A 23,624-nucleotide genomic window follows, 5' to 3' on the forward strand; every position below is an offset into this window, starting at 1 on the left:
TTGAAAAACGTCAGCAGCCTCTTTTATAAGGCCGTGAAAGCACTTCGGCGAACCACGTATTGGCGGTTACACTACACCCAGCCACTTCATCTACCCACTTCGCCTTCTACTTCAACATGAGGTCCATGATGAGCCCCCATCTGCTATCCGTTGACTCCTTAAACCGTGACAGCGTTAACCACCTTCTACGCGTTGCGGCCCAAATGGAGCCCATTGCCCAGCGCCGTCAGGTTACCCGTGTTCTTGAAGGCGCCGTTTTGGGCAACTTGTTCTTCGAAGCCAGTACGCGCACCCGGGTAAGTTTTCATACGGCGTTTTGTCGGTTGGGCGGCAGCGTATGTGATACCACAGGCTTTACGTTCTCATCCATGGCCAAAGGCGAGTCGCTTTACGATACCAGTCGGGTAATGAGTGGCTACTGCGATGCGATTGTCATGCGCCACCCGGACCAGGGCTCTGTTGCCGAGTTTGCGGCGGCGACGAATGTACCGGTGATTAACGGCGGCGACGGCCCAGGTGAACACCCAAGCCAAGCCCTGTTGGATATCTATACGATCGATAAGGAGTTTCAGCGATTAGGCAAATCGTTTGGCGGAGCACATATTCTGCTGACCGGCGATCTCAAGTATGGGCGTACGGTGCACTCTCTGATCAAGCTGCTTTCTTTATACGATCCGTTACGTATCACACTGGTATCGCCGCCCGGGCTTGAAATGCCTACTGCACTGATTGACCTGGTCACATCACGCGGGCACCAGGTAGAGGTACGCGATCATTTAGCCACTGACTTCAGTGATCTGGATGTTGTGTACACCACACGAATTCAGAAAGAGCGCTTTACCGAAGAAATGAACGAGAACTTCCAGGGCATCTCGGATGATTTTATAGTCAACAAGGCGTTTCTGGATCAACGCTGCAGTGAGTCGACCATTGTTATGCACCCGCTGCCCCGCGATAGCCGCCCCGGCGCGAATGACTTGAACGTGGATCTTAACGGCGACCCGCGCTTGGCGATCTTTCGTCAGACAGATAACGGCATCGCCATGCGGATGGCTATCTTTGCAACGCTGCTGCACGTCGATTCACTGATTGAGAAAGACCTTCGCCCGGTGCGCTGGTTTGTACCCAGCCAGATCGGGACACTGGATCGCTAACGCTACTTATATACGCTAGAGAGCAGAACGCCCATCGGGAAGACCTTCCTGATGGGCAAACCAGCCTTCCAAAATCAACACCGCCGCAATGCCATCGACGCTCTCTTCACGGTAGTTGCCTCGGTGACCCGCTTCGCGGGCAATTAGCTTGGCTTCGCGGGTAGAGCCACGTTCGTCTACCATCACGCAGGGTTTGCCGTAGCGCCCATGTAAACGGTTGCCAAACTTGCGGGCACGCTTACTCATGTCCGATTCGCTGCCATCCATATTGAGCGGTAAGCCAACGACCAGCAGGTCCGGCTGCCACTCTTTCAGCAGCTGCTCTACTTTATTCCAGTCGGGGATGCCGTCACGTGCAGTAAGTGGGGAAAGCTCGCGGGCGCTTTTTAAAAGCTCATTGCCCACGGCTACCCCAATACGCCGCGTCCCATAATCAAAGGCAAGAATTAAGCGCTGGCCAACCTCTGCCATTACGCGTGCCCTGCATCACGAGTCATCAGGTATAGATCCACTCCTAACAATCCTGCGGCAGCCGTTAAGCGCTCAGCAGGTGGTGTGTTGAACAGTACTTCCGTCTGGCCCTCAACCGTCAGCCAGCTATTGTCCTTTAGCTCATCTTCAAGCTGACCGACTTCCCAGCCCGCGCAGCCCAGACAAATCAGAAAGTGCTCAGGACCTTCACCGTTAGCTAGCGCCTGAAGAATGTCCATAGAGGTCGTCAGCGCCACACCATCCTCTACCTGAACGCTGGAGTCCCACTCCTGGCTATCGCCAAGATGGAGGATAAAGCCGCGATCCTTGTGCGTAGGGCCACCGTAATAGACCGGAGCATTGCGGTGGGGGCTGTCTTCCCCCCCCAGCTCCAACTGATCAAACAGTGCATCCAGCGTCATATCCAACGGGCGGTTGGTGATAACCCCCATGCAGCCATTATGGTCATGATCACAGAGGTAGATCAGGCTGCCCACAAAGTCAGGATCATCCAGATGCGGCATCGCCATTAAAAAATGGTGTTTCAAACTTTGCATGCGTCTCCTACGACCTGCTGACATAGCCAGCAGACCTTTCTTATCATCAAGTGTGAATCAGGCGTATCAAGCAGCGCTCAAGCGACGTTCGATGGCATCCAACAACAGGCCCGCGATATTCGTGCCGCGCTGGTCATCAATTTCACGCACGCAGGTGGGGCTGGTAACGTTAATTTCAGTGATGTAGTCGCCAATCACGTCCAGCCCTACAAACATCAGGCCTTTTTCACGAATCATTGGCTGTACTTGCTCAATCAACCAGTAATCACGCTCAGTGAGATCACGTGCGACACCACGGCCACCGGCTGCCAGGTTGCCGCGCGTTTCACCTGCCGATGGGATGCGCGCCAGCCCAAAGGGTACCGGCTCACCGTCCACCAGCAGGATACGCGTGTCGCCGTCTTTAATGTCAGGCAGGTAGCGCTGAACCATAATCTGGCGCTGACCACGCAGCGTTAGCTGCTCAATGACCGCGCCAATATTGCGGCCATCAGGGCCGATATGGAAAATCCCGGTGCCGCCCATCCCGTCCAGCGGTTTGAAAATCACATCGCCGTGCTCGGCATGAAAGGCCCGCAGCACATCATCGCGGCTGGCCACCATGGTGGGCGTACAGCACTGAGGAAACTGCTGGGCAAACAACTTCTCATTACACTGTAAAAGTGCTGAGGTTGGATTAACAATAAGCACGCCGTCACGCTCAGCAAAACCCAAGAGGTGGACCGCATTGGTGAAGTCAGCATCCACCGGCGGGTCTTTACGCATTAACACCACATCAAGCTCAGCCAGTGGCCGGGCAGCCGCTTCACCCAGGTCGTACCAATGGTTAGGGTCGCGATGCACGGTTAGTGGTCGCATGCGTGCGTAGGCTTGCCCCGCCTGTAAGAAAAGATCTTCCTGCTCCATATAGTGCAGGATATAGCCGCGTTCCTGGGCCGCCCACAGCATGGCTATGGTGGTATCTTTCTTGTAAGCGATGTCGCTGATGGGGTCCATCACGACGCCGAGATGCAGATTTGATTGACTCATCGGGGCACAATCCATACGTAAACAATAGGTAGGCAGTATGCCGTACTGCCTGTCAAGCTCCAACCATTGGCGCCGTTACGGAGCAAGCGCGCCCGGCACCAGCCGTATCGCGTCAGGCTCCAAGGTAATCAGTTGCTGCTTATAAAGCCGCCCAATGGCTTGTTTAAACGCACTTTTGCTCACTCCCAACCGCGCTTTAATCGCGTGGGCGTCACTTTTATCGCCCAGCGGTAGATAGCCGCCGCTTTCACGCAGTGCTTTGAGTATTTTATCGCCGACGACGTCTAGCCGCGCCGCGCCTGGCGGCAACAGAGAAATATCCAACCGGCCATCCTCACGGCACTGCTTGACGTAGCCTTTTAGCGCCTGCCCGCGGCGCAGCGGCTGAGAAATATCATCCTGATAAATGAGCCCCCAATAGCGGTGATCAACCGCTACTTTCATACCGAGGTCGGTGCGGTCAGCGACCACGACGCTCACCTCATTCCCCTTTTCAAGCGCCCAGGCATCATCGGTTAAAAAGCGATCAAGGCGCATGGAGGCCACAGGCCGCCCCTGGTCATCTTCATACAGCATGACCAGCACCCGCTTGCCAGGATCCGGCCGGAAGATTTGCTCACTGTACGGCAAGAGAACGTCCTTGGGCTGTCCCCAACGCAAAAACGCGCCCGTGTTATTAACGGTCACAACAGTTAAATACGCCACTTCGCCTAACTGGGCAGAGGCGTCGCTTGTAGCGCGAGGAGGAGTCGTTGATTCACGGACCATGGGTGCCGTCCTTAAAAAGTGAGTCTATAGTATGGCGCCTGAGGATCACCGAGCAAAGCAGCTGGCCCGCTACATAGTGATGGCCGCTGCTTAACGCAGGCCAGGCTAATGGCTACTCATTCACACTTGTAAAGCCTATAGCGAAGGCTAACGCTAAACAGCAGGCCACTGAGGAAGGGGATCAATGAAGGTGTTAGTAGACGCTTACAAATCACCAAAGTAGTGCTGTAGAAGGGTCAAGGCAACCACCGGGGCTGTTTCCGTACGCAGAACACGTGGCCCTAGCGTTAATGGCGTAAAGCCAGCTGCCTGAGCGGCTGCAATATCCGCCTCCGTTAAGCCACCTTCAGGGCCAATTAAAAGTGCGGCAGCCTCAGGGCGTTCCGGCTGATCAAACGCATTGCCCGTTGCCAAGTGCAGCATCAGGCGAAGCGGCTCCTGGCGGGCACTTAGCCACTCAACAAGGCTTAGCGGCGAGTGAACAACAGGCACGACCGCCCGGCCACTTTGTTCGCAAGCGCTTGCCGCAACAGCCTGCCAATGGGCCAGCTTTTTGGCTTCACGATCCCCCTTTAAACGTACATCACCACGCTCTGTATACAGTGGCGTGATAGTAGCGACACCTAATTCAACCGCCTTCTGGATCGCGTAATCCATCCGGTCGCCTTTGGAAATCGCCTGGCCAAGGTGCACAGCAAAGGGTGACTCCCCCTCACCGACCCAAACGGCGTCGATAACCGCCGTCGTATGCTTACGCCCTACCTCGGCCAAGCGGACGCCCGCTTCATTGCCTTGGCCATCGAACAGCACCAAAGGCGCGCCCTCACCCATGCGTAGCACGCGGGTGACATGGCGCGCCGGGCCTTCCGGCAGCACTACCTCTTGGCCTACTGCAAAAACAGCCGGTACATGGAGGCGCGGCATTTTGCCATGCACGGCATACCAGTCGGCAGCCTGCATGCTTAGTGAGTACTCACTTCGGCCTGGTTTGCCTGTTGCGCTTCGCGCTGCTTACGCTGGGCGTACATGGCTTCAAAGTTCACCGGTGCCAACATCAGTGGCGGGAAGCCACCACGGTTGACCAGGTTATCGACACACTCACGCGCGTAAGGGAACAGCAGGTTGGGGCAGAACGCACCCAGTGTCTGTTCCAACTGAGCGCCTTCGATGCCCGAAATACGGAATAAACCCGCTTGTTCAACCTCTGCAAGAAACGAGGTGGTGCCGGTTTCTGAATCGTTGACCTGAGCGGTGACTTTCACAACCACTTCATACTGGTCGTCATCGATTTTAGTGCTGGTGGTATTAAGATCCAGATTCACCTTCGGCTTAAACGCCTGCTTGAAAACAGACGGTGAGTTAGGTGCTTCAAAGGAGATATCTTTCACGTAAATACGCTGCATAGAGAACTTCAGCTGCGGCTTGTCGCCGGACGCTGCTGCACCAGCCTGCGGGGTGTTGTTATCTTCCGCCATGGGGAAACTCCTCGTTGTTCATTGAATCAATAGTAAAAGGTGAGCACGCTTACTTCTTAACGACGGGAAGGCTATCGGCCTGCCACTGCGCCATGCCACCTTTCAATTTAGTCACACGCTCGAAGCCGGCCTTGGCAAGCTTGGCTTGAACCGCGCCTGCACTTTGCCCATGCTTGCATACGACGATGATCGGCTGGTTTTTCACTTTATCCAGCTCGTTCATACGGTTATCAAGCTTGTTATGGGGAATGTTACGTGCGCCAGCAATATGCCCGGCTTTGAAGTCTTTGCTTTCACGAATGTCCAGCACAACCGCATCTTCTCGGTTGATGAGCTGGGTGGCCTGGGTTGAGGTCACCGCATTGGTTGAAGCACTACGCGTTTCATAAATAAGCCACGCTACTAGCACCAGCAAAAACGCCCCAACGAGCAGGGGGTGGTTCTGTACGAATTCGAACAACTGATCGATCATCGCGAACACAATCTCTTGGTCTATGCAGAAAAAAGCGGCAACGCCGCCGTCAAAACGCGATAAGTATACACGTCACAGGGCACCCCGCGCAGGCCTTGCTCATGACGCCCGGCGGTCGCCTACGTTATGATGCCCCAAGCGTGCATCAGTCGCGACCCTGATCACAAGGAGTTGTTTGAAAATAACGTGAGTTGACTCACCTTTTTAAACCTCTTTACTTTCAAACAGCGCTTTCGTTGCTGATTGCTTTACGCCGCTTGGATTACTCAACCGAACGAGGTTCTTATGGCTACGTCTACTCCGCGTCCCGTCGCGCTGATCATTCTTGACGGTTATGGACACAACCCCGATAGCGCTAATAACGCGGTGGCATCGGCCAACACGCCCGTAATGGATGCGCTTTGGGCGAATCGACCACACGCGTTTGTGCATACTGACGGCCACCACGTAGGCCTGCCCGATGGGCAAATGGGCAACTCAGAAGTGGGCCATATGAATCTGGGTGCCGGACGCATCGTTTATCAGGACTTCACACGGATCACCAAAGCCATTAAAGAGGGCGATCTGGACGTTAACGAAAACCTGACACAGCCGATTGATGATGCCGTGGCCAATGACCGCGCCGTTCATCTGCTGGGCCTGCTCTCGCCTGGCGGCGTACATAGCCATGAAGATCATTTCATCGCGATGGCCGAACTGGCGGCTCGCCGCGGCGCGCAACGTATCTTTATTCATGCATTTTTGGATGGCCGAGACATGCCGCCTCAAAGCGCGCTGGCTTCTATCGAACGCGCTAATGCCCGCCTGGCCGAGCTGGTAGGCGCTGAAAATGGTTTTGTGGCCTCCATTATTGGCCGCTTTTACGCCATGGACCGCGATAACCGCTGGGAGCGGGTAGAAAAAGCCTACCATCTGCTGACCGAAGGCCAGGCTGACATCTATGCTACCAGCGCCGAAACCGCGTTGCGCGACGCCTATGAGCGCGGCGAAACCGACGAATTTGTCCTGCCAAGCTGCGTATTGCTCAACGACAAGTGCGTTACCTTGCAAGACGGTGACGCCGCCCTGTTTCTTAACTTCCGCTCTGACCGCGCGCGCGAACTTACCCGTGCATTTGTAGAGCCTGACTTCAGCGGCTTTTCGCGCAGGGCCTGCCCATCGCTGGCGGGCAAGGGCTTGGTCATGTTGACCCAGTACGCAGCGGACATTCCTGCGCCGGCCGCGTTTCCGCCATTTGATCTCAACGATACCCTGGGCGAAGTCGTCGCCAAGCGCGGCTTAACGCAGCTACGTATCGCCGAAACAGAGAAGTACCCCCACGTTACCTTTTTCTTCTCGGGTGGCAACGAAGCCGAGTATGAGGGCGAAGAGCGCATTCTGGTGCCCTCCCCTCGGGACGTGAAGACCTACGACGAAAAACCCGAGATGAGCGCTTACGAGATCACCGACAACCTCGTTGAGGCTATCGACAGCGGCCGCTTTGACTTCATCGTATGTAACTATGCCAACGGCGATATGGTGGGCCATACCGGCGACTTCAACGCGGCGGTAAAAGCCATTGAAACGGTCGATATCTGCGTTGGCCGCGTTATTGACGCGATTGAGCGCGCTGGCGGTGCTTGCCTGGTAACCGCCGACCACGGCAATGCCGAACAAATGGTGCATCCGGTCACAGGCGCCCCCCAAACAGCCCACACCACCTTTGTGGTACCGCTGGTTTACGTGGGTGAGCGAGCCGGCACGTTAAGCGATGGCCGCCTGTGCGACCTGGCCCCCACACTCTTGACCATGATGAATCAACCCGTTCCCGAGGCCATGACCGGGAACCCGCTGATTGATTTCACTTGATCATACCGTTGCGACGTCCTGTGCGAACCGCGTTAGTACTGGGTGCGCTACTGGTCATTGTGTACTCACCGGCGGGTTTGGCCCAGTCGGATGAGCAGGCAACGCGCCAGCAGCTGGATGCGCTTGGCCAGGAAATTGAGTCGCTTACGCAGCGGCTGAGTACAACAGGAGAAGCACGGGACAGCGCCGAACGTGAACTACGCGAGGTTGAAACGGAGCTGGCCGACACTCACCAGCGGCTGGATGCCTTACAGGCCGAGCGGCGCCAGTTGGACGATGAAATGACCCAGCTGCGCCAGCATCGCGACCGCCTGGAGGACGAGCAAGCCAGCCAGTACGCCGCTCTTAGCCAACAACTCGCGGCGCTTTACCGGCTAGGGCCGACGCCACAGCTCAAGCTACTGCTGAACCAGGGCGACCCGGCCGAGCTTGACCGTATGCAGGCTTACCTGAACCGCTTTACTCAAGCACGCAACGAACGTCTTGCCGAGATTGCCCGGCTGAATACCGCGCTTGCCGATACGGAGCAGGCCCTTAACGAGCGCCAAACGCGCCTGGCAAGTGTCGCCGCCGAGCTGGATGCGCAGCGGGTGCGGCTTGCCGAGCGCACCACCGACCGGCGCAACGTCGTGGCCACGCTGGATGATCGCTATGGTAGCGAAGCCGATCGCCTGGCGGATCTTAACGATAACCGGGAGCAGGCCGAGCGTAAGCTGCGTGAAATTCAAGAGGAACTAGCCCGCCTGGATGCCCCCACGCCCAGCACTCAGATTACCCGTACTCAAGGGGATTTGCCGTGGCCCGTGCAAGGTGCCATCACCACAACATTTAATCGTCGTGATGGCGTTCACTATAACGGCATTGTCATCCAGGCAAGCGCCGGCACGCAGGTAAACGCCGTGCACACCGGGCGGGTAGTATTTGCCGACTGGATGCGCGGCTTCGGCAACCTGCTGATTATTGACCATGGCGACCAGATCATGACGCTCTATGCTCACTTACAGCAGTTTAGCGTACGCCCTGGTCAGCAGGTCAGTCGTGGCGACGAAATTGGCCGCGTAGGCGACAGTGGTGGACAATCGAGTAATGCGCTCTACTTTGAAGTACGTCAGAGTGGCAAACCAATTAACCCACAGCGTTGGATTGCGCGCCGCTGACGGGATAAGCTGAACCGTATTAGGTTCTGTCTGAAACGTTGCCGAACGCAGACACTTTTCAGACAGAACGGTAATGTCAACCTGGGGCAGCTTTAAACACTGCCTAACGCCTTGCGGAGTCTGCATGACGCTATTTGTTAACGAAGTACCGGCCTCTGCCAAGCGCCTTCTGGTGACTCTGCTTCCTGTTGCGCTATTGTCGGCACCGCTACCGCTGTTTGCCCAGCCCGCCAACCAAGCGGCAGCTGATGAATTACCCCTTGAAGAGATCCAGACCTTTGCCGAGGTGTTCGAGCGCATCAAGCGTGGCTATGTTGAAGAGGTCGATGACCGCACGCTGCTGCGTAACGCCATGCGCGGTATGCTCAGCGAACTCGACCCTCACTCCGCCTATCTTGATGCGGAAGAGTATCAAAGCCTGAGAGAAACCACTCAAGGAGAGTTTGGCGGCATTGGTATAGAAGTTGGCATGGAAAACGGCCAACTCCTGGTGATCACCCCGATTGATGATACGCCCGCCTCACGGGCTGGCCTGCTTCCTCGGGATGTTATCGTTGCCATTGACGGTACGCCGACTGAAAGCATGTCGCTTCAAGAAGCCGTTACGCTAATGCGCGGCGAACCAGGCAGCCAGTTGCGCATGATGATTCTACGCACGGGAGAGGACACCCCGCGTGAGTTCAACCTTACCCGTGAGGCCATCCGCAGCGAAAGCGTTAAGCATGAGCTTCTTGAGCCCGGCTATGGCTACCTGCGAATTAGTCAGTTTCAGTCGCGTACGCCAGAACAGGCACGCCAGGCAATAGAGCGCATGACGCGCGAACAGCCGCTGGAAGGGTTGATTCTTGACCTCCGCAATAATCCCGGCGGTGTACTCCAAGCGGCGGCCGGTGTGGCAGACCTGTTTCTGGATAACGGCCTGATTGTGTATACCGAAGGCCGGCTTTCCGATACCGCCATGTCATTTTCAGCCTCATCCGCCACGCCCGCCAGTGATATTCCGCTGGTCGTGCTGATTAACAGCGGCAGCGCTTCGGCCGCAGAAATTGTGGCGGGTGCGCTTCAAGACCAACGCCGCGGCGTCATTATGGGCACAGACAGTTTCGGAAAGGGTTCCGTTCAGCAGGTCATGCCGCTGGGTAATGGTGAAGGTTTGAAACTCACCACCGCGCTTTACTACACGCCAAACGGACGCTCCATTCAGGCGCAGGGCATCGTGCCCGATGTAGAAGTAGTGCGGGGCCGCCTGGAAGTCGCCGAAAACCGCCAGGAGCTTCGCGAGGCGGACCTGGGCGGCCACCTGGATGCACAACAGCCCGCCACTCAGACACGTTCGTCCGCGACCGAGCGGCTACGTGATGACTACCAAATGAGCGAAGCGCTCAATCTTCTCAAAGCGCTTAATGTGGTCGACCGCCGCCGTTAGCGGCAGCTATGCGGCAAGCGCCCCCGTTCTCCGGTGGCCTGCCGCATGACGCTGCGTTTAACAGGACTTAACTGATTCATACCGCTCATGCCGAGATTACGGGCCAGTGTAAAGAGCGGCATTTGGGTACCAAACAGCTCCCTGAACCCTTTCATCAGCCCTAACATGGCACTGTTATCCAAGCGCCGCCTGCGCTCATAGCGTTTCAATGTGGTTAACTCACCCCACGGGGCGCCGCGCCTCCAGGCGCTAACCACTTCTTCAGCCAATACCGCGGCATCCATCAAACCGAGGTTAACGCCCTGCCCTGCCAGCGGATGAATGCTGTGCGCCGCGTCGCCGGTCAGCGCGAAGTGCGGCAATACATACTGCCTTGCATGACGCTGTACCAGCGGGAAACGATACACACGATCACACACCTCCACCTCGCCCATGCGATAACCAAACGCCTCGCCCAGCGCTTTCCCTAACTCATCAGGCGTAAAATGGCTGAGCGTCAGCGCGTGCTCGGGCGTGGTCGACCAAACAATCGAGCAGTAGCGTGCATCCTCCTCTAGCGTGATCGGCAAGAAGGCCAGCGGGCCGCTCTGGGTAAACGCTTGCCGCGCGGTGCTGCCGTGTACATGAGCACACTTGACGGTAGTGACCACAGCCTCTTGGCCCATATCGTCGCTGGTGATCTCTATGTCGGCCAGCTCCCGCAGGGTTGAGCGCGCACCATCCGCCGCTACCAGCAGCGGTGCATGCAGCTTGCGCGCATCGTCCAGCACTAACCTACGGCCTGTCGCTGAGGTTTGTAGCGCCTGAACCCGGCAACCAAAAAAACACTCTACTCTGGGATGATCCAGTACCGCATCATTGAGCGCCGCCTGAGTAATCGCATTCTCTACTATATGCCCAAGTACGGGCACCCCGGCTTCATCGGCCGAAAATTTGATTTCACCACTACCTTCCGCATCCCATACCTGCATATAGCGATACGGCGTTACGCGACATTCGGCCATGGCAGGCCAAACGTCCAGATGGGTTAACAGGCGCTGAGATACAGGCGTTAATGCACTGACCCGTGGCGTGGGAAGCGTCTTGTTAACGGCCTCCCAGCGCTGGGGTTCATGGCGCGCCTCCACCAGTGCCACATGCATACCTGCTTGTGCCAGCAAGGCTGTTAGCGCTGTCCCCACCATGCCTGCGCCCACGACAATAACGTCAAAATTTTCTGTCGGTGCAGTGTCTGTCGCGTGCGTATCCATAACGCTCCTATCCGAGCCCAGCTCTTAGAGCTTTGTTCCTGTTGAGCCAAATAGCCGGCTAAGCGTTTGGCATCTTTAATCTTAAACAGCGGGGCATACCTAACGCTCCAGCCCCATCGCGCGGCGCGCCAGGCTGCGTCGCAACGGCCCTACAAGGTTAAGGCCGATAAGCCCGGCTGCCCGAGCGTGGGGCAGAAGCGGTAACGAGTGTCCGAACAGGCGCACCAACCCGTCGCTAAAGCGAATGACATTGCGGCGATCACGCGCACGCTTCTGCTCAAAGGCCTGCAGCGTCGTCATATCACCCAGTGGCAGCCCGGTCTGTTCGCCCTGCTCAAGCGCTTCAACGAGGTCCATAATACCGCGTAACGCCAGGTTAAAGCCTTGACCGGCAACAGGGTGCAGCGCATGAGCTGCATTTCCCAGGACCGCCAGCCCCGGACGAACCGGCTCTTCTGCCGTTACCAACGAAAGCGGGTAGCTGTAGCGTTTTCCTACGCGAGTGAAACGTCCCACCCGGTCACCAAAGGCGCTCTGCAGTTGGGCAAGAAACTCACGGTCCGGGAGTGCCATTCGAGCATGTTCCTGACCGCTGGGGTGTGTCCATATCAGCTCCATTGCCTGGCCTGGCAAAGGCAACAAGGCAACCGGCCCCTCCTGAGTGAAGCGCTCATAGGCAATACCCTCGTGTGGCTGGCTGATGCCCACATGGGTAATGAGTGCTGTCTGCTCATAGGAATTATGGCGACTGTTGATACCCAACTGCTCTTTAAGCCCCGAACGTCCCCCATCGGCCAGCACGGTTAAGGCGGCGCGCAGCTCGCTGCCGTCAGAAAGGCGCAGATAGTGCCCGCCACCTTCTGGGGCAAGCTTTTCTACCTTGGCCGGGCAGTACCAATCGACCGGCAGCGTTTTAAGATGGTGGTGAAGGACACGGCCCATCCAGGCATTGGGGATAACATGGCCTAGCGCATCGACGCCTAACTCCTGAGCACTGAGCCGCGTCGCTCCCAAGCGGCCACGCTCACTGATATGAATATACCGAATAGGCGTTGCTTCGCCCTGCATCGCATCCCAAATGCCCAACTGTTGAAAACGCTGCGCTGAGCCTTCAGCAATGGCGCTTGCACGCGCATCAAAGCTCGGCTGCCAACTCTCTTCAAGCGGCGCTTCATTAATCGGCGTCGCTTCGATAATGGCAACTTTCCAGCCATAACGCTTGATAAGCGGGGCCAGTGCACAGCCCAGGCTGGCGCCCACTAATCCGCCCCCCACAATCACGATATCGTGTGTGGTCGTCTTTACTGGCGTATCCGTCGACGACGGCATTAGCATCTCCTGTCACCTGGCGCACCGCCATATCGTAATGGCGTAACGTAAATTACATAATAGATATTCAGGCAATCAATATACGCTTATTATTTAACCATTAGCGCTTCAATGTCAGCCATGCCTTTAGGTACTCCCGCCGTCAGGTTTTCATACCCTTCGTCGGTCACTACGACGTTATCCTCAATCCTGATACCGATTCCACGATACGCAGGTGGGATATCCTCTGCGTCGGGAATGTAGAGTCCTGGCTCAATGGTTAACACCATACCCGCAACTAAAGGTCGTGGCGTTTTTTCATCCAGCCGGTAGCTACCAACATCGTGGACATCCAGCCCCAGCCAGTGGGACGTAGAGTGCAGGTAAAAGCGCCGGTAGCTTTCATCATCAATCCGGGCTTGAACATCGCCTTCAAGTAACCCCAACGCAATCAACCCAGCCGTTAAATCCTTAACGACGTTCTGGTGAACATCAACGAGCGTTGCCCCGGGTTTTATCGCGGCGACTGCGCGCTCCTGGGCGCTCAGTACGACTTGATAAAGGGCCCGCTGAGCCTCGCTAAACCGGCCATTTACCGGAAAGGTACGGGTAATATCGCCAGCGTAGAGTTCAAACTCGGCCCCGGCATCAATTAACACCAGGCTATCGTTGGTTAGCGCTGCACGATTCTCGATATAGTGTAATACGCATGCGTTCACACCGCCGCCCACTATCGTACTGTAAGCAGGCCCGCTGCCGCCCTGCCAAACAAACTCATGTTCAAGCTCGGCCTGCAGCTGATACTCGTAAAGCCCGGGGCGCGATGCCTGCATGGCACGCACATGGGCCTGCGCTGAAATCGCCGCGGCATGGCGCAGCAGGGCAATCTCGGCCTCACTTTTTATTAGCCGCATCGCATGAATCAGCGCGCTGACATCCAGCCAGCCTTTGAGCGGGGCCCGCCCACGGCGCAGCCCCACTTGGGCGAAGGAGAAAGCCTCTTCGGCAATACCCAGCGCGTCGGGATTATCCAGGGGCACGTAAAGCAGTTCGCGGCCCTCCAGCAGCGCTGGCAGCTGTGCCTCGCGGTCAGCATTTTCAAACGCCTGGTCGATGCCATGCTCCGCTTCAACGCCCCGGGCGCCCAAACGGCGGCCTGTCCAGGCCTCCATCGTTGGGTCGCGGTCCTGGCAAAACACAATGCTCTGCCCGGCGTCATGACCGGGAAGCAGCACCAGTAGCGCATCAGGCTCAGTGATTCCGGTCAGATAGTAAAAATCACTGTTTTGACGAAACGTGTACTCACTGTCGTGTGAACGGGTAACCAGTGAAGCACCAGGCAGCACGACAGCGGCGTTTGCGGGCAACTGCGCAATCATGGCGTCACGGCGAGCGCGATACTCTTCGTTGCCAATCGCAGGCGGCCGGGGAAGTAACTCAGGCAACATACAACCTCCGAAGAATTAGTGAACGGGCGCGTCGGCTTGCTCAACCTGGGGCTTGCCCGGGTGCTGCTCGGTATACAGCAGCATGGCAGCCATCCGCACGTGCTCTGTCAGGGCAAACAGGTCATTCTCATTTTCAGGGCTGTCGTCAATATCTGTTTCGATGTGGCCAATGCCTGCCAAATCGTCAATCGCCTCACTCAGCGTTTGTGACCAGCGCTCGCGAAGCTCGCCATCCACCACTTCCTCGACGACTTCCATAAAGCCCAGCGTCCACTCTTTTAGCCCCTGGGCTTGCTCGCCCAGCGAGAACAGCTCATCGGGGAGTAGCGGCGCATAGTTCAGGTCGCTGGCGCTAAGCGCCTCCAGCGTTTGGCGCCGCCAACCCAGCAGGCGTTCTGCACTGGGCTGGTCACGCGGTTGCTCAACGCCCAGGCTTATGCAGACCTCTTCAAGCCATGCCTCGGCACTTACATCGCGCAGCGCTAAAAGGGCGCTTAAACGTCCGTCTAAAAAGGCCGGTGACTGCATACTTCCATGCAGCAAAAAAACATCGGCTACGTCAGAAAAATCCTGGCGCTCATCAATCAATGACATAGTAATAACTCGCTGTGTAATAATGATTCATACGTTAATGCGCCCTGGACACTTGCGCGTTGACCCCGTACAAGCGCCTCTCTTATAGTGAGCGACGACTGTTTTCCTATGCCATGATGTTAACGCATTGGGCCCCTCGCTGGCCCGCGCTGGAGCTTTAAATGAGTAACGCCAAGCGGCCAACGAAAGAAATTACCCTTCTCGGGCGCAGCTATGTGATTGCCTGCGATACCGGGGAAGAAGCCAAGCTTGATCGTGCCGCTCGCTATCTGGACCGCGCCATGAACGGTATCCAAGCGCAAAGCGGCACCTTGGGCAGTGAGCGTGTCACGTTGATCGCGGCGCTTAATATCACTCATGAACTGCTTGAAGCGCTGGATGAGCACCGGGCAAGCGAAGCCAACTTGAACAAGCTAAATGACCGTCTTGAGCGGGCGTTAGAAAAAACCCGCCAGCCTTAGGCAACCTTTCACTCAATACTTTGGCATGGCCGCTGGCTCTGTTAGAATAGCGGGGTTCTCTGGGGTGTACGCCAGTCGTTATAGTCCCTCGAGCCTATGCGCAGTACCCAGGGGGCCAATTGCTAGCCAGACCCGTGTGCATGTCCGTGCGTCGGAAAGCCTGACGGTTTGGCTGCGGCCACCCACTCTGAACCAGTAGGTTCAGGGCCAGAATGACAGCGGCACTCTGGGGAACTCTTATTTATGGAAAGCCTGCATCATCCTGAGGCCAAGCGCACCCTGCGCCTTGCGTTACGCCGACGACGCCTCGCCCTTTCAAAACATGAGCAGCGCCAAGCCGCTCTACGCCTTTGCCAACAGCTCAAACGGTTGCCTGAAATTCAGCGCGCCAAGCGCATCAGCCTCTATTTACCGGTTAACGGCGAAATCGACCCTACGCTTTTACTACCCTGGCTCCGCCAGCGTAATGTCGACGTTTATCTCCCGGTTCTGCGCCCGCTAAGCGATAACTCACTGTGGTTCGTTAACTACCACGCGACGACGCCCATGGTAAAAAACCGCTTTGGGATTCTTGAACCGGATACCCGGTTTGGCGCTCACCGCCACAATCGGTTGCCCGCTTGGGCGCTGGATACGCTCATTGTGCCGCTGGTAGGGTTTGATGACGAGGCGAACCGCCTGGGGATGGGGGGCGGCTTCTACGACCGCAGTCTTGCGTTTATGCGCAGGCAAGGCCCGGCGCCTGCCTTAATTGGCGTTGCCCACGCCTGTCAGCGTGTCGAATCGCTCCCAGTTGAACCCTGGGATGTGCCGCTAACCGCCGTGGTTAGCGACGAAAGTATCGTGCGTGCTGGCAAAAAAAAGAGCTGACTCTCTTAAAGTCAGCTCACACTACCTTTTGGCAAATGGCTGCGATGCCTTAAGCGTTACGTTTAACTTCCCGATAACGCCTGTGCATAGCCAGTGGCGAGTACGCCTAACAAGAACACTACTGTTAATGCCATTACCATATCAGGCTTTTTCCGCCGCATGCCGATTCTCCAACACCTTTCGCCAATGCATTAATGCATCACCCACCTGCGTTTTAGAAAGGGCGACGCACCACATAAATATCGTTGACGACTATAGGGCCATAAGGGCATCAATGACAACGACAAAACAGGCTGTTTTTTTGCTTATTTAGACGTTTTGATAACTCATGAGCCCTTATTGGCCCTGAATTTTGCAGTTAGCGAGCACTTACCCACCTATCAAAACACCCTAGGCCATGAACAGCTGGTAAGCCGGGTTGTCGCTTTCTCGCCAGTAACGATAGCCAATCGCATCCAGATAATCTGCCACATGAGTTTGGTCACTGCCGGGAACCTGCATACCCACCAGGACGCGACCATAAGCCGCACCGTGATTACGATAATGGAACAGTGAAATATTCCAATCATGGGGCAGTTGAGTCAGGAAATTCATCAGTGCACCCGGGCGTTCAGGGAACTCGAAACGGTACACTTCTTCTTCAAAGCGCTCGCTGGGCCGGCCACCGCTTAGATGGCGAATATGCAGCTTGGCCAGTTCGTTATCGGTTAAATCTTCCACCTGATAACCACCATCGCGCAGCTTGGCGATCACGGCCTGACGATCTTCGCCGCCCGGCTTTACTTGAATCCCTACAAAAATATGCGCGTCGCTTTCGTCCGCATAGCGGTAGCTGAACTCGGTCACCATGCGCTTACCCAGCGCCCGGCAAAACTTTTTAAAGCTGCCGGGTTTTTCATCAATGGTCACCGCTAAAATAGCTTCGCGCTGTTCGCCAAGCTCGGTACGCTCGGCAATATGCTGTAGTCGATCGAAGTTGGTATTAGCGCCGGAGTTAATACATAACAGCGTTTCTCCCTCAGCGCCGGTTTGCTGTACATATTTTTTCAAGCCGGCAAGCGACAGCGCTCCGGAAGTTTCAGCAACGGCACGGGTATCGTCAAAGATGTCCTTGACGGCGGCACACATCTCATCGGTATTCACCGTAATGACATCATCAACCAGGTCCTTCACCAGCGAGAACGGTGCCTCGCCAATTTGAGCAACCGCGACACCTTCGGCAAATACACCAACCTGGTCGAGCACGACGCGCTCACCCGCCGCCAAAGCGGCTTTTAGACAGGCGCTGTCTTCCGCCTCTACACCGATAATCTTGATATCAGGGCGCAAGTACTTTACGTACGCCGCCACGCCTGCAATCAATCCGCCGCCCCCAACAGGCACAAAAATAGCGTCCAGACGCCCGCTGTGCTGGCGCAGAATCTCGACACCTATCGTGCCCTGGCCTGCAATCACATCAATGTCATCAAACGGCGGAATATAGGTGTAGCCGTGCTCTTTGATCAACTCTTGAGCATGCTCGGCAGCAGCGGCAAACGCATCGCCTTTCAGCACGACTTTTGCCCCTCGAGCACGTACCGCCTGCACCTTGATTTCCGGCGTAATACGCGGCATCACAATCACCGCTTTCACGCCCATCAGTTTTGCCGCCATGGCAAGACCTTGTGCATGATTACCCGCAGACGCCGCAATGACGCCTTTTTCCTTTTGCGCCTCGGTGAGCTGAGCCATTTTGTTATAGGCGCCACGAATCTTGAACGAGAACACCGGCTGTAGGTCCTCACGCTTAATCAAAATCTGGTTGTTAAAGCGACGCGACAAAAAGGGAGCGGGGGAGATCGGGGTCTCACAAGCGGCTTCGTAAACGTTGGCCTGGAGAATCTTTTTGACGGTAGCTTCAAGCATGCAGGTATCCAATGGAAAATCGTGAGTGAGAGTACGCGTTACGGCGAGGGGTTAAAACACTAACAAAGCCTGTATTGGTAGCAGATTACGCCTACCGACGTCTACTGTGTTTCCATCGGCAGCCAGCGCTTTGGTCGGTATACTAACGCAATAACCCTCCTCCTCTGACCTGGAAAAACACATGACTCAAGATGAACTCAAAGCCGCCGTCGCAGATGCGGCAATTAAAGAGATTGAATCAGGATTGGAAAAGGACACCGTGCTGGGCATTGGCACTGGCTCAACGGCTAATTTGTTTATTGATCGATTAGGGCCGTTTCGTGACCGTTTTAAAGGCGCGGTGGCAAGCTCAGAAGCCAGTGCCAAGCGTTTGGAAGGTTTAGGCATTGAAGTGTTTGAACTCAACAGCGTAGGCACCGTCCCCTTCTACATCGACGGCGCCGACGAAGTAAATGCTCACTTACACATGATTAAAGGAGGCGGTGCCGCACTTACTCGCGAGAAAATCGTGGCGGCCTGTGCCGAGCGTTTTATCTGCATCGCCGATGGTTCAAAGTACGTGGCAACGCTGGGCGATTTCCCTTTGCCGGTGGAAGTCATTCCCATGGCACGCTCTTACGTGGCCCGTGAGCTGGTGAAACTGGGTGTCGACCCGGTCTACCGTCAGGGCGTCGTCACGGATAACGGCAATCATATTATCGACTGTTTTGATTTTATGATTGAAGACCCGGTTGCCATGGAAGCACGCATTAACGCCATTGTCGGCGTTGTGACCAATGGCTTGTTTGCCGCGCGCGGGGCCGATGTATTGCTGCTGGGTAAAGCAGGTGGTGTTGAGCGTATCGTGCGTTAAGGGCTTATCGTTCAGCGCTTGAAAGCGCCTCAAGGCCCTCCAGGGTGCGTGCAAGCGCACCCTGCTGCGCTTTGATAGCTGATTGGCCAGCCAGGCCTTCTTGAAGGCAACGCTTGGGGTCGACGAAGCGGCATTGCAAGGCATCGACCAGCGCATCAACATCCGCCACCAGAGTAAGCGCGCCAGCCGCTTCCAGCGGCTCGACCACATCGGCAAAGTTTTCGATAAAAGGACCGCTGAGCACGGGTTTACCCAGCGCGGCGGGCTCGAGCACGTTGTGTCCGCCTAGCGGCACCAGGCTGCCGCCAACAAATGCCACCTGGCCTGCACCATAGAGAACAGCCAGCTCACCCAGCGTATCGCCTAGATACACTTGGGTAGCCGGGGTAACAGGCTCGCCCTGGCTGCGCCGACTTGTCTCCCATTTCTTTGCCTCACACAGTGCTGCGACCTCATCAAAGCGTTGAGGGTGGCGCGGTACAAGCACCAGCAGGGCGTCAGGAAATTGATGTAGCAATTGCCGGTGTGCTTCCAGCAGTAGCGCTTCTTCGCCATCACGGGTAGAACCGGCGACCCAGACAGGTCGCCCCTCCCACTCTAAAAGTAAGCGCTCACTTTCAACCAAACCCATTGGTGGCAGACCTACTTCAAACTTTAACGACCCTACCACAGCCGTTTTATCGGGCGCAGCGCCTAGCGCTTCAAACCGCTTGGCATCGTCAGCAGACTTGGCTGCCAGCCAATCGACATTGGCCAGTGTGCGGGCCATTAGCGGGGCAATTTTCTGATAGCGCTTGAACGCTCGAGGCGAGAGCCGTCCATTGACCACCGCAACCGGCGTGCCATGTTGCTGACAAGCGTGAAGCAGATTAGGCCAAAGCTCGGTTTCAAACATGATGGCAAGCTCAGGCGCTACGCGGTGCACAAACCGTTTGGCCGCACCGGGAAAATCCAGGGGTAGAAAGCAGTGCGCGAGTCGGGGGCGGTGATCAAGCTGCTGTTCAATCAATGCCTGCGCCTGCTGTGCGCCCGTAGCGGTCATGGTGGTTAACAGCAGGCTATGGCGAGGGTAGCGAACGAGCAGGCCCTCTATCAGCGGGCGGGCGGCACGGACCTCACCTACCGAGGCACAGTGCAACCAAATACGCGGCGGCGTAGGCAGCTTGCCAAGGCGCCTGCCCAGCCGCTGCCAACGTGAGTAAGTAGGTACTTGCTCACGCCAGATGCACCAGCCAATCAGTGGTGAAAGCGCATAGAGCGCCGCAGAATAGCCAAGACGCGGCCAGTTAATTCGCCCCATTATCCCTCGCGGTCCAAAATGGAGCTAATCATCGCCGAGGTGGATACGCCGTCCTCAAACCCGAGCACTTTAACGTCTCCTCCATTGGCTCGAACGGCGTCTCCACCGGCAATATCGTCTGGGTGGTAGTCACCGCCTTTTACCAGGATATCAGGCAGAACGGTTTCAATCAGCGCTTGCGGCGTATCGTTACTAAACGGCACAACCCAATCGACCGCGCCCAGGCCAGCCAGCACCTGCATGCGTCGATTAAGCGGATTGATCGGCCGCTTGGGCCCTTTAAGACGGCCAATGGAGGCATCGTCATTTACCGCCACAATCAGGCGATCACCGAGGCGTTTTGCCTGCTCCAGATAGGCCACATGCCCTGCATGCAGAATATCAAAGCAGCCATTGGTCATGACAACCCGTTCACCGCGTAGCTGTGCCGCACGCACAGCCTCAACGAGAGGCGCCGGCTCGATAACCCCAAACTCGGCGAGCCTATCGCCGTGTAACGCCGTATAAAGCTCAGCTATTGAGAGTGTCGCGGTACCTGGCTTGGCAACCACCAGACCCGCCCCCAGATTCGCCAGCATCATGGCTTCGGGCAAGGCATGGCCCGCGGCTAACGCGAGGCCCATTAAGCCAATGACCGTGTCACCAGCCCCGGTGACATCAAACACTTCCTGAGCGCGCGTAGGTAAATGAATAGGCGGCTGGCCTTCGCAGATCAACGTCATGCCTTTTTCGCTGCGGGTGACCAGCAGGGCTTCCAGCTCAAGCTCGGCGCGCAGCGCTTCGCCCCGCTTGGCAAGCTCAGCATCGCTTGCGCAGTGGCCTACCACGGCTTCAAATTCTGCAAGGTTAGGCGTGATCAAGCTCGCGCCGCGATACTTACTGAAGTCTTGCCCTTTGGGATCAATCAGAACGCGCTTGCCATGCGCACGCGCTTGGGCAATCAGCCGCTCCACCTGGTTGAGCGTGCCTTTACCGTAGTCTGAAAGGATCACAACATCGCAGTCCGGCAACGCCTGTTCCACCTGGGCCAATAAACCGCCGGTGTCGATGTTATCCAGGCGTTGCTCAAAATCCAGCCGCAGCAGCTGCTGGTTACGACTCATCACACGCAGCTTGGTAATCGTGGGCACGTCGGGGCTGCGCTGAAAGTGAGTATTTACATTGGCTGTATGCAGCCGGGTTTCCAATAACACCGCGTTGTCGTCATCCCCGACAACGCCTGCCAGGGCTGCATGGCCGCCTAAAGAGGCCACATTCAGCGCCACGTTGGCCGCACCACCGGGGCGGTCGTCGGCCTCTTCAACACGCACGACCGGTACGGGGGCTTCGGGAGAAATGCGCGACGTGCCACCATGCCAGTAACGGTCGAGCATGACATCGCCGACGACCAGTATATGGGCATGTTCTAACGCGGTTAAATCAACTTTCATGAGTAGATCCTGCAACTGTGTCTGACGCTGTATGCGCAAGGAGCGTATCCAGCTGGGCAATAACGGTCTCGGTTTTAATGAGCTGCATCGCATCCTGATGGCGCACCCGCTGCCCCCAGGCGACCTCGCCCACCGACTTATGTAGGTAGGCATGCACGGCATCCGGATACGCATTGACGGCGAAATCACGCCAGCAATAAGGCGCCGCCCGCTGCGGATTCGTGGTGGCGTACAGCCCCAAAGTGGGCGTTCCCATCGCATTGGCCATGTGGGCGGGGCCGGTATCCGGCGCGATCACCGCACGCGCCTGGCCAATCAGGGCCAACACGCCTTTCAATGACGTGCCGCCTATCGCATTAATCACGCTACCCGGCTGGCACAAGGCTTCAATCTGCTCGCCTATTTCGCGCTCAAGCGTACTGCTTCCCCCGGTCAGCACGCTTTTTAGACCATGGTGTCGCCAAGCGTGTTCGATAACGCTGGCGTAACCTTCCACCGACCAATTGCGAAAATTGCGCAAGCGGGCATTACTGCACGGGTTGATGACAAGATAAGGCGATTCACCACTGATGACCCGCGCCTCTTCATAGGCCATCGCGGGTACCGGCATGTTCCACTCCAGGTGGTCGTCCTTCACGCCCAGAAGGCGAGCAAAATCCATAAAGGATTCCAGCACATGCGCCTTAGGATGCGGCGCCAGTTGATGCTGGGTAAACCAGTGCTGGGCATCCTTGGCGCGAGCCTTGTCATACCCTACGCGTACATTGGCTTTTAGGCCTAGGGAGAGCACACTGGCGCGAATCGCCTGCTGCATATGCAGCAGTACATCAAAGCGTGTATCGGCAAGCTCGCGCCACAAGCGGCGCATTCCAGCAAGGCCGGTCGACTTGTCATACACGACAAACTCGACCCCGGAAAGCCCCGCCAGTAGACTATGCTCCCCCTTACCGATAATCCAGGTAATACGCGCTCGTGGCCACTGGCGCTGCAATGCGCGTACCGTCGGCACGAGATTGCACACATCTCCCAAGGCGGAGAGGCGCAAAATGGCAATGTGGTTGGGTTCAGCAGGCAACGAGGGCTTCATGCGCTTAACGGCACTCCGGCAAAAAAATAGTCTGATGTTACATGATGCAGACAGTTTAAGTGACGCACCGGGATCACACCAACTATCACACCCGATTGGGCCTGAGCTGTTCAGCGCGAATTACTGGCGCGGCAAGGACCTTGTGGTAGGTGAAGCGCCCGGCCGGGGCAGCAGCCTTTTCCTACAGGCAACGCCGACCCAGCAGTGGGTGCTACGGCCCTATCGACGCGGCGGCATGGTTGCCAGGTTGAGTGAAAAGCGCTACCTATGGACAGGTGCCGAGCATACCCGCGCCTTTCGAGAACTGCGCTTAACCGCCACGCTGTTTGAACAGGGCCTGCCCGTTCCAGCCCCGGTTGCCTGCTGCGTCACCCGCTATGGCATCACTTATGAAGCGGCGCTATTAACGGTAAGGGTCCCCGGCGCTCAGGCGTTAGCCTCGCTGCTTACTGAAAACAGCGCCGATAATGCGCTGCTTGCAAGGGTAGGCGCGATGATCAAACGCTTTCATGATACAGGGCTTGATCATGTCGACCTTAACGCACGCAATATACTGGTCGATCCGGCAGGAGAACCGTGGTTGATTGATCTGGACCGCTGCCGCCTACGCCCTCCAGGCAAATGGCAAGCTGCTAATCTGGCGCGCCTTTCCCGCTCAGTGATGAAGTTTAACGCACCTCACGCCATAACCCCTATCCGACAAGGCTATGCTGAAAGGGCACTCACTGGCAGGGAAAGCTAAATATATCCGCCAAGCCTAA

The 23,624-nt window shown here is 56.6% G+C and carries 23 protein-coding genes and 1 other RNA gene; 9 read left to right on the forward strand and 15 right to left on the reverse strand.

Going from position 1 to position 23,624, the window contains the following annotated elements; genetic code table 11:
• Window positions 1–128 precede the first annotated feature (128 nt).
• Window positions 129–1,154, forward strand: coding sequence for an aspartate carbamoyltransferase (gene pyrB, locus ACT3T7_RS12640; protein ID WP_172118936.1), 1,026 nt, complete (start codon window positions 129–131; stop codon window positions 1,152–1,154).
• A 15-nt stretch (window positions 1,155–1,169) separates the two neighbouring features.
• Here the strand turns inward: pyrB and ruvX are convergent, their stop codons facing one another.
• The 7 genes from ruvX to ACT3T7_RS12675 form a co-directional block, all read right to left on the reverse strand.
• Window positions 1,170–1,625: a Holliday junction resolvase RuvX gene (gene ruvX / locus ACT3T7_RS12645; protein WP_172118912.1), complete on the reverse strand. Its 456-nt coding sequence runs from the start codon at window positions 1,623–1,625 to the stop codon at window positions 1,170–1,172.
• Window positions 1,625–2,182, reverse strand: a complete 558-nt coding sequence (locus ACT3T7_RS12650; protein ID WP_444627770.1) for a YqgE/AlgH family protein — start codon at window positions 2,180–2,182, stop codon at window positions 1,625–1,627. Before ACT3T7_RS12650 ends, ruvX begins: the two co-directional genes overlap by 1 nt.
• Window positions 2,183–2,248: 66 nt before the next feature.
• Window positions 2,249–3,211, reverse strand: a complete 963-nt coding sequence (gshB, locus tag ACT3T7_RS12655; protein ID WP_193053408.1) for a glutathione synthase — start codon at window positions 3,209–3,211, stop codon at window positions 2,249–2,251.
• A 75-nt stretch (window positions 3,212–3,286) separates the two neighbouring features.
• Window positions 3,287–3,979 carry a CvfB family protein gene (locus tag ACT3T7_RS12660; protein WP_444631213.1) on the reverse strand — a complete coding sequence of 231 codons (693 nt, stop codon included), beginning with the start codon at window positions 3,977–3,979 and terminating at the stop codon, window positions 3,287–3,289.
• 204 nt (window positions 3,980–4,183) lie between these two features.
• On the reverse strand, window positions 4,184–4,939 hold the full coding sequence (locus ACT3T7_RS12665; protein ID WP_444631214.1) for a 16S rRNA (uracil(1498)-N(3))-methyltransferase: 756 nt from the start codon (window positions 4,937–4,939) through the stop codon (window positions 4,184–4,186).
• 2 nt (window positions 4,940–4,941) lie between these two features.
• Window positions 4,942–5,454 carry a protein-export chaperone SecB gene (gene secB, locus ACT3T7_RS12670; protein ID WP_172118917.1) on the reverse strand — a complete coding sequence of 171 codons (513 nt, stop codon included), beginning with the start codon at window positions 5,452–5,454 and terminating at the stop codon, window positions 4,942–4,944.
• Between the two features lie 49 nt (window positions 5,455–5,503).
• Window positions 5,504–5,926, reverse strand: a complete 423-nt coding sequence (locus ACT3T7_RS12675; RefSeq protein ID WP_193053411.1) for a rhodanese-like domain-containing protein — start codon at window positions 5,924–5,926, stop codon at window positions 5,504–5,506.
• 285 nt (window positions 5,927–6,211) lie between these two features.
• Here ACT3T7_RS12675 and gpmI point away from each other — a divergent pair, with 285 nt between their 5' ends.
• The 3 genes from gpmI to ACT3T7_RS12690 all read left to right on the forward strand — a co-directional run bounded on the left by gpmI (window position 6,212) and on the right by ACT3T7_RS12690 (window position 10,357).
• The gene (gene gpmI / locus ACT3T7_RS12680) at window positions 6,212–7,774 is read left to right on the forward strand and encodes a 2,3-bisphosphoglycerate-independent phosphoglycerate mutase (RefSeq protein ID WP_444631215.1); all 1,563 of its coding nucleotides are present in this window, start codon (window positions 6,212–6,214) and stop codon (window positions 7,772–7,774) included.
• A gap of 20 nt (window positions 7,775–7,794) precedes the next feature.
• On the forward strand, window positions 7,795–8,931 hold the full coding sequence (locus tag ACT3T7_RS12685; protein WP_444631216.1) for a murein hydrolase activator EnvC family protein: 1,137 nt from the start codon (window positions 7,795–7,797) through the stop codon (window positions 8,929–8,931).
• A 124-nt stretch (window positions 8,932–9,055) separates the two neighbouring features.
• Complete coding sequence (locus ACT3T7_RS12690) at window positions 9,056–10,357, forward strand: S41 family peptidase (protein WP_444631217.1); 1,302 nt, start codon at window positions 9,056–9,058, stop codon at window positions 10,355–10,357.
• Here the strand turns inward: ACT3T7_RS12690 and ACT3T7_RS12695 are convergent.
• The 4 genes from ACT3T7_RS12695 to ACT3T7_RS12710 all read right to left on the reverse strand — a co-directional run bounded on the left by ACT3T7_RS12695 (window position 10,354) and on the right by ACT3T7_RS12710 (window position 14,957).
• Window positions 10,354–11,607, reverse strand: coding sequence for a UbiH/UbiF/VisC/COQ6 family ubiquinone biosynthesis hydroxylase (locus ACT3T7_RS12695; RefSeq protein WP_444631219.1), 1,254 nt, complete (start codon window positions 11,605–11,607; stop codon window positions 10,354–10,356). The genes ACT3T7_RS12690 and ACT3T7_RS12695 overlap by 4 nt on opposite strands.
• 99 nt (window positions 11,608–11,706) lie before the next feature.
• Window positions 11,707–12,936, reverse strand: a complete 1,230-nt coding sequence (ubiH, locus tag ACT3T7_RS12700; RefSeq protein WP_444631220.1) for a 2-octaprenyl-6-methoxyphenyl hydroxylase — start codon at window positions 12,934–12,936, stop codon at window positions 11,707–11,709.
• Between the two features lie 89 nt (window positions 12,937–13,025).
• Window positions 13,026–14,363, reverse strand: a complete 1,338-nt coding sequence (pepP, locus tag ACT3T7_RS12705) for a Xaa-Pro aminopeptidase (protein ID WP_444631221.1) — start codon at window positions 14,361–14,363, stop codon at window positions 13,026–13,028.
• A 15-nt stretch (window positions 14,364–14,378) separates the two neighbouring features.
• Window positions 14,379–14,957, reverse strand: coding sequence for a UPF0149 family protein (locus ACT3T7_RS12710; RefSeq protein WP_087106933.1), 579 nt, complete (start codon window positions 14,955–14,957; stop codon window positions 14,379–14,381).
• A gap of 161 nt (window positions 14,958–15,118) precedes the next feature.
• On the opposite strand from ACT3T7_RS12710, the gene ACT3T7_RS12715 reads away from it, so the two are divergent.
• The 3 genes from ACT3T7_RS12715 to ACT3T7_RS12725 all read left to right on the forward strand — a co-directional run bounded on the left by ACT3T7_RS12715 (window position 15,119) and on the right by ACT3T7_RS12725 (window position 16,288).
• Window positions 15,119–15,418, forward strand: a complete 300-nt coding sequence (locus ACT3T7_RS12715; protein WP_172118924.1) for a cell division protein ZapA — start codon at window positions 15,119–15,121, stop codon at window positions 15,416–15,418.
• Between the two features lie 53 nt (window positions 15,419–15,471).
• A non-coding RNA gene (ssrS, locus tag ACT3T7_RS12720) (6S RNA) lies at window positions 15,472–15,655 on the forward strand.
• Between the two features lie 6 nt (window positions 15,656–15,661).
• Window positions 15,662–16,288 carry a 5-formyltetrahydrofolate cyclo-ligase gene (locus tag ACT3T7_RS12725; RefSeq protein WP_444631223.1) on the forward strand — a complete coding sequence of 209 codons (627 nt, stop codon included), beginning with the start codon at window positions 15,662–15,664 and terminating at the stop codon, window positions 16,286–16,288.
• Window positions 16,289–16,678: 390 nt separating this feature from the next.
• Here the strand turns inward: ACT3T7_RS12725 and ilvA are convergent, their stop codons facing one another.
• A complete protein-coding gene (ilvA, locus tag ACT3T7_RS12730; RefSeq protein ID WP_441678701.1) occupies window positions 16,679–18,193 on the reverse strand; it encodes a threonine ammonia-lyase, biosynthetic in 1,515 nt (504 codons plus the stop codon).
• Between the two features lie 181 nt (window positions 18,194–18,374).
• On the opposite strand from ilvA, the gene rpiA reads away from it, so the two are divergent.
• A complete protein-coding gene (gene rpiA / locus ACT3T7_RS12735; protein ID WP_193053417.1) occupies window positions 18,375–19,046 on the forward strand; it encodes a ribose-5-phosphate isomerase RpiA in 672 nt (223 codons plus the stop codon).
• Between the two features lie 4 nt (window positions 19,047–19,050).
• On the opposite strand, the gene waaA is transcribed toward rpiA, so the two are convergent.
• Genes waaA through ACT3T7_RS12750 form a run of 3 tightly spaced genes read right to left on the reverse strand, consistent with a single transcriptional unit; the run spans window position 19,051 to window position 22,863 of the window.
• Window positions 19,051–20,346 carry a lipid IV(A) 3-deoxy-D-manno-octulosonic acid transferase gene (waaA, locus tag ACT3T7_RS12740; RefSeq protein ID WP_444631224.1) on the reverse strand — a complete coding sequence of 432 codons (1,296 nt, stop codon included), beginning with the start codon at window positions 20,344–20,346 and terminating at the stop codon, window positions 19,051–19,053.
• A complete protein-coding gene (gene hldE, locus ACT3T7_RS12745; RefSeq protein ID WP_444631225.1) occupies window positions 20,346–21,776 on the reverse strand; it encodes a bifunctional D-glycero-beta-D-manno-heptose-7-phosphate kinase/D-glycero-beta-D-manno-heptose 1-phosphate adenylyltransferase HldE in 1,431 nt (476 codons plus the stop codon). Before hldE ends, waaA begins: the two co-directional genes overlap by 1 nt.
• Window positions 21,766–22,863 carry a glycosyltransferase family 9 protein gene (locus ACT3T7_RS12750; protein WP_192526746.1) on the reverse strand — a complete coding sequence of 366 codons (1,098 nt, stop codon included), beginning with the start codon at window positions 22,861–22,863 and terminating at the stop codon, window positions 21,766–21,768. Before ACT3T7_RS12750 ends, hldE begins: the two co-directional genes overlap by 11 nt.
• Between ACT3T7_RS12750 and ACT3T7_RS12755 the strand changes: the two genes are divergently transcribed.
• Window positions 22,862–23,605, forward strand: coding sequence for a 3-deoxy-D-manno-octulosonic acid kinase (locus ACT3T7_RS12755; RefSeq protein ID WP_444631226.1), 744 nt, complete (start codon window positions 22,862–22,864; stop codon window positions 23,603–23,605). The two genes, ACT3T7_RS12750 and ACT3T7_RS12755, sit on opposite strands and share 2 nt — an antisense overlap.
• The last annotated feature ends 19 nt before the right edge of the window (window positions 23,606–23,624 follow it).

It is taken from the genome of Halomonas sp. 111, assembly GCF_052379685.1.
GTDB lineage: Bacteria > Pseudomonadota > Gammaproteobacteria > Pseudomonadales > Halomonadaceae > Vreelandella > Vreelandella citrativorans.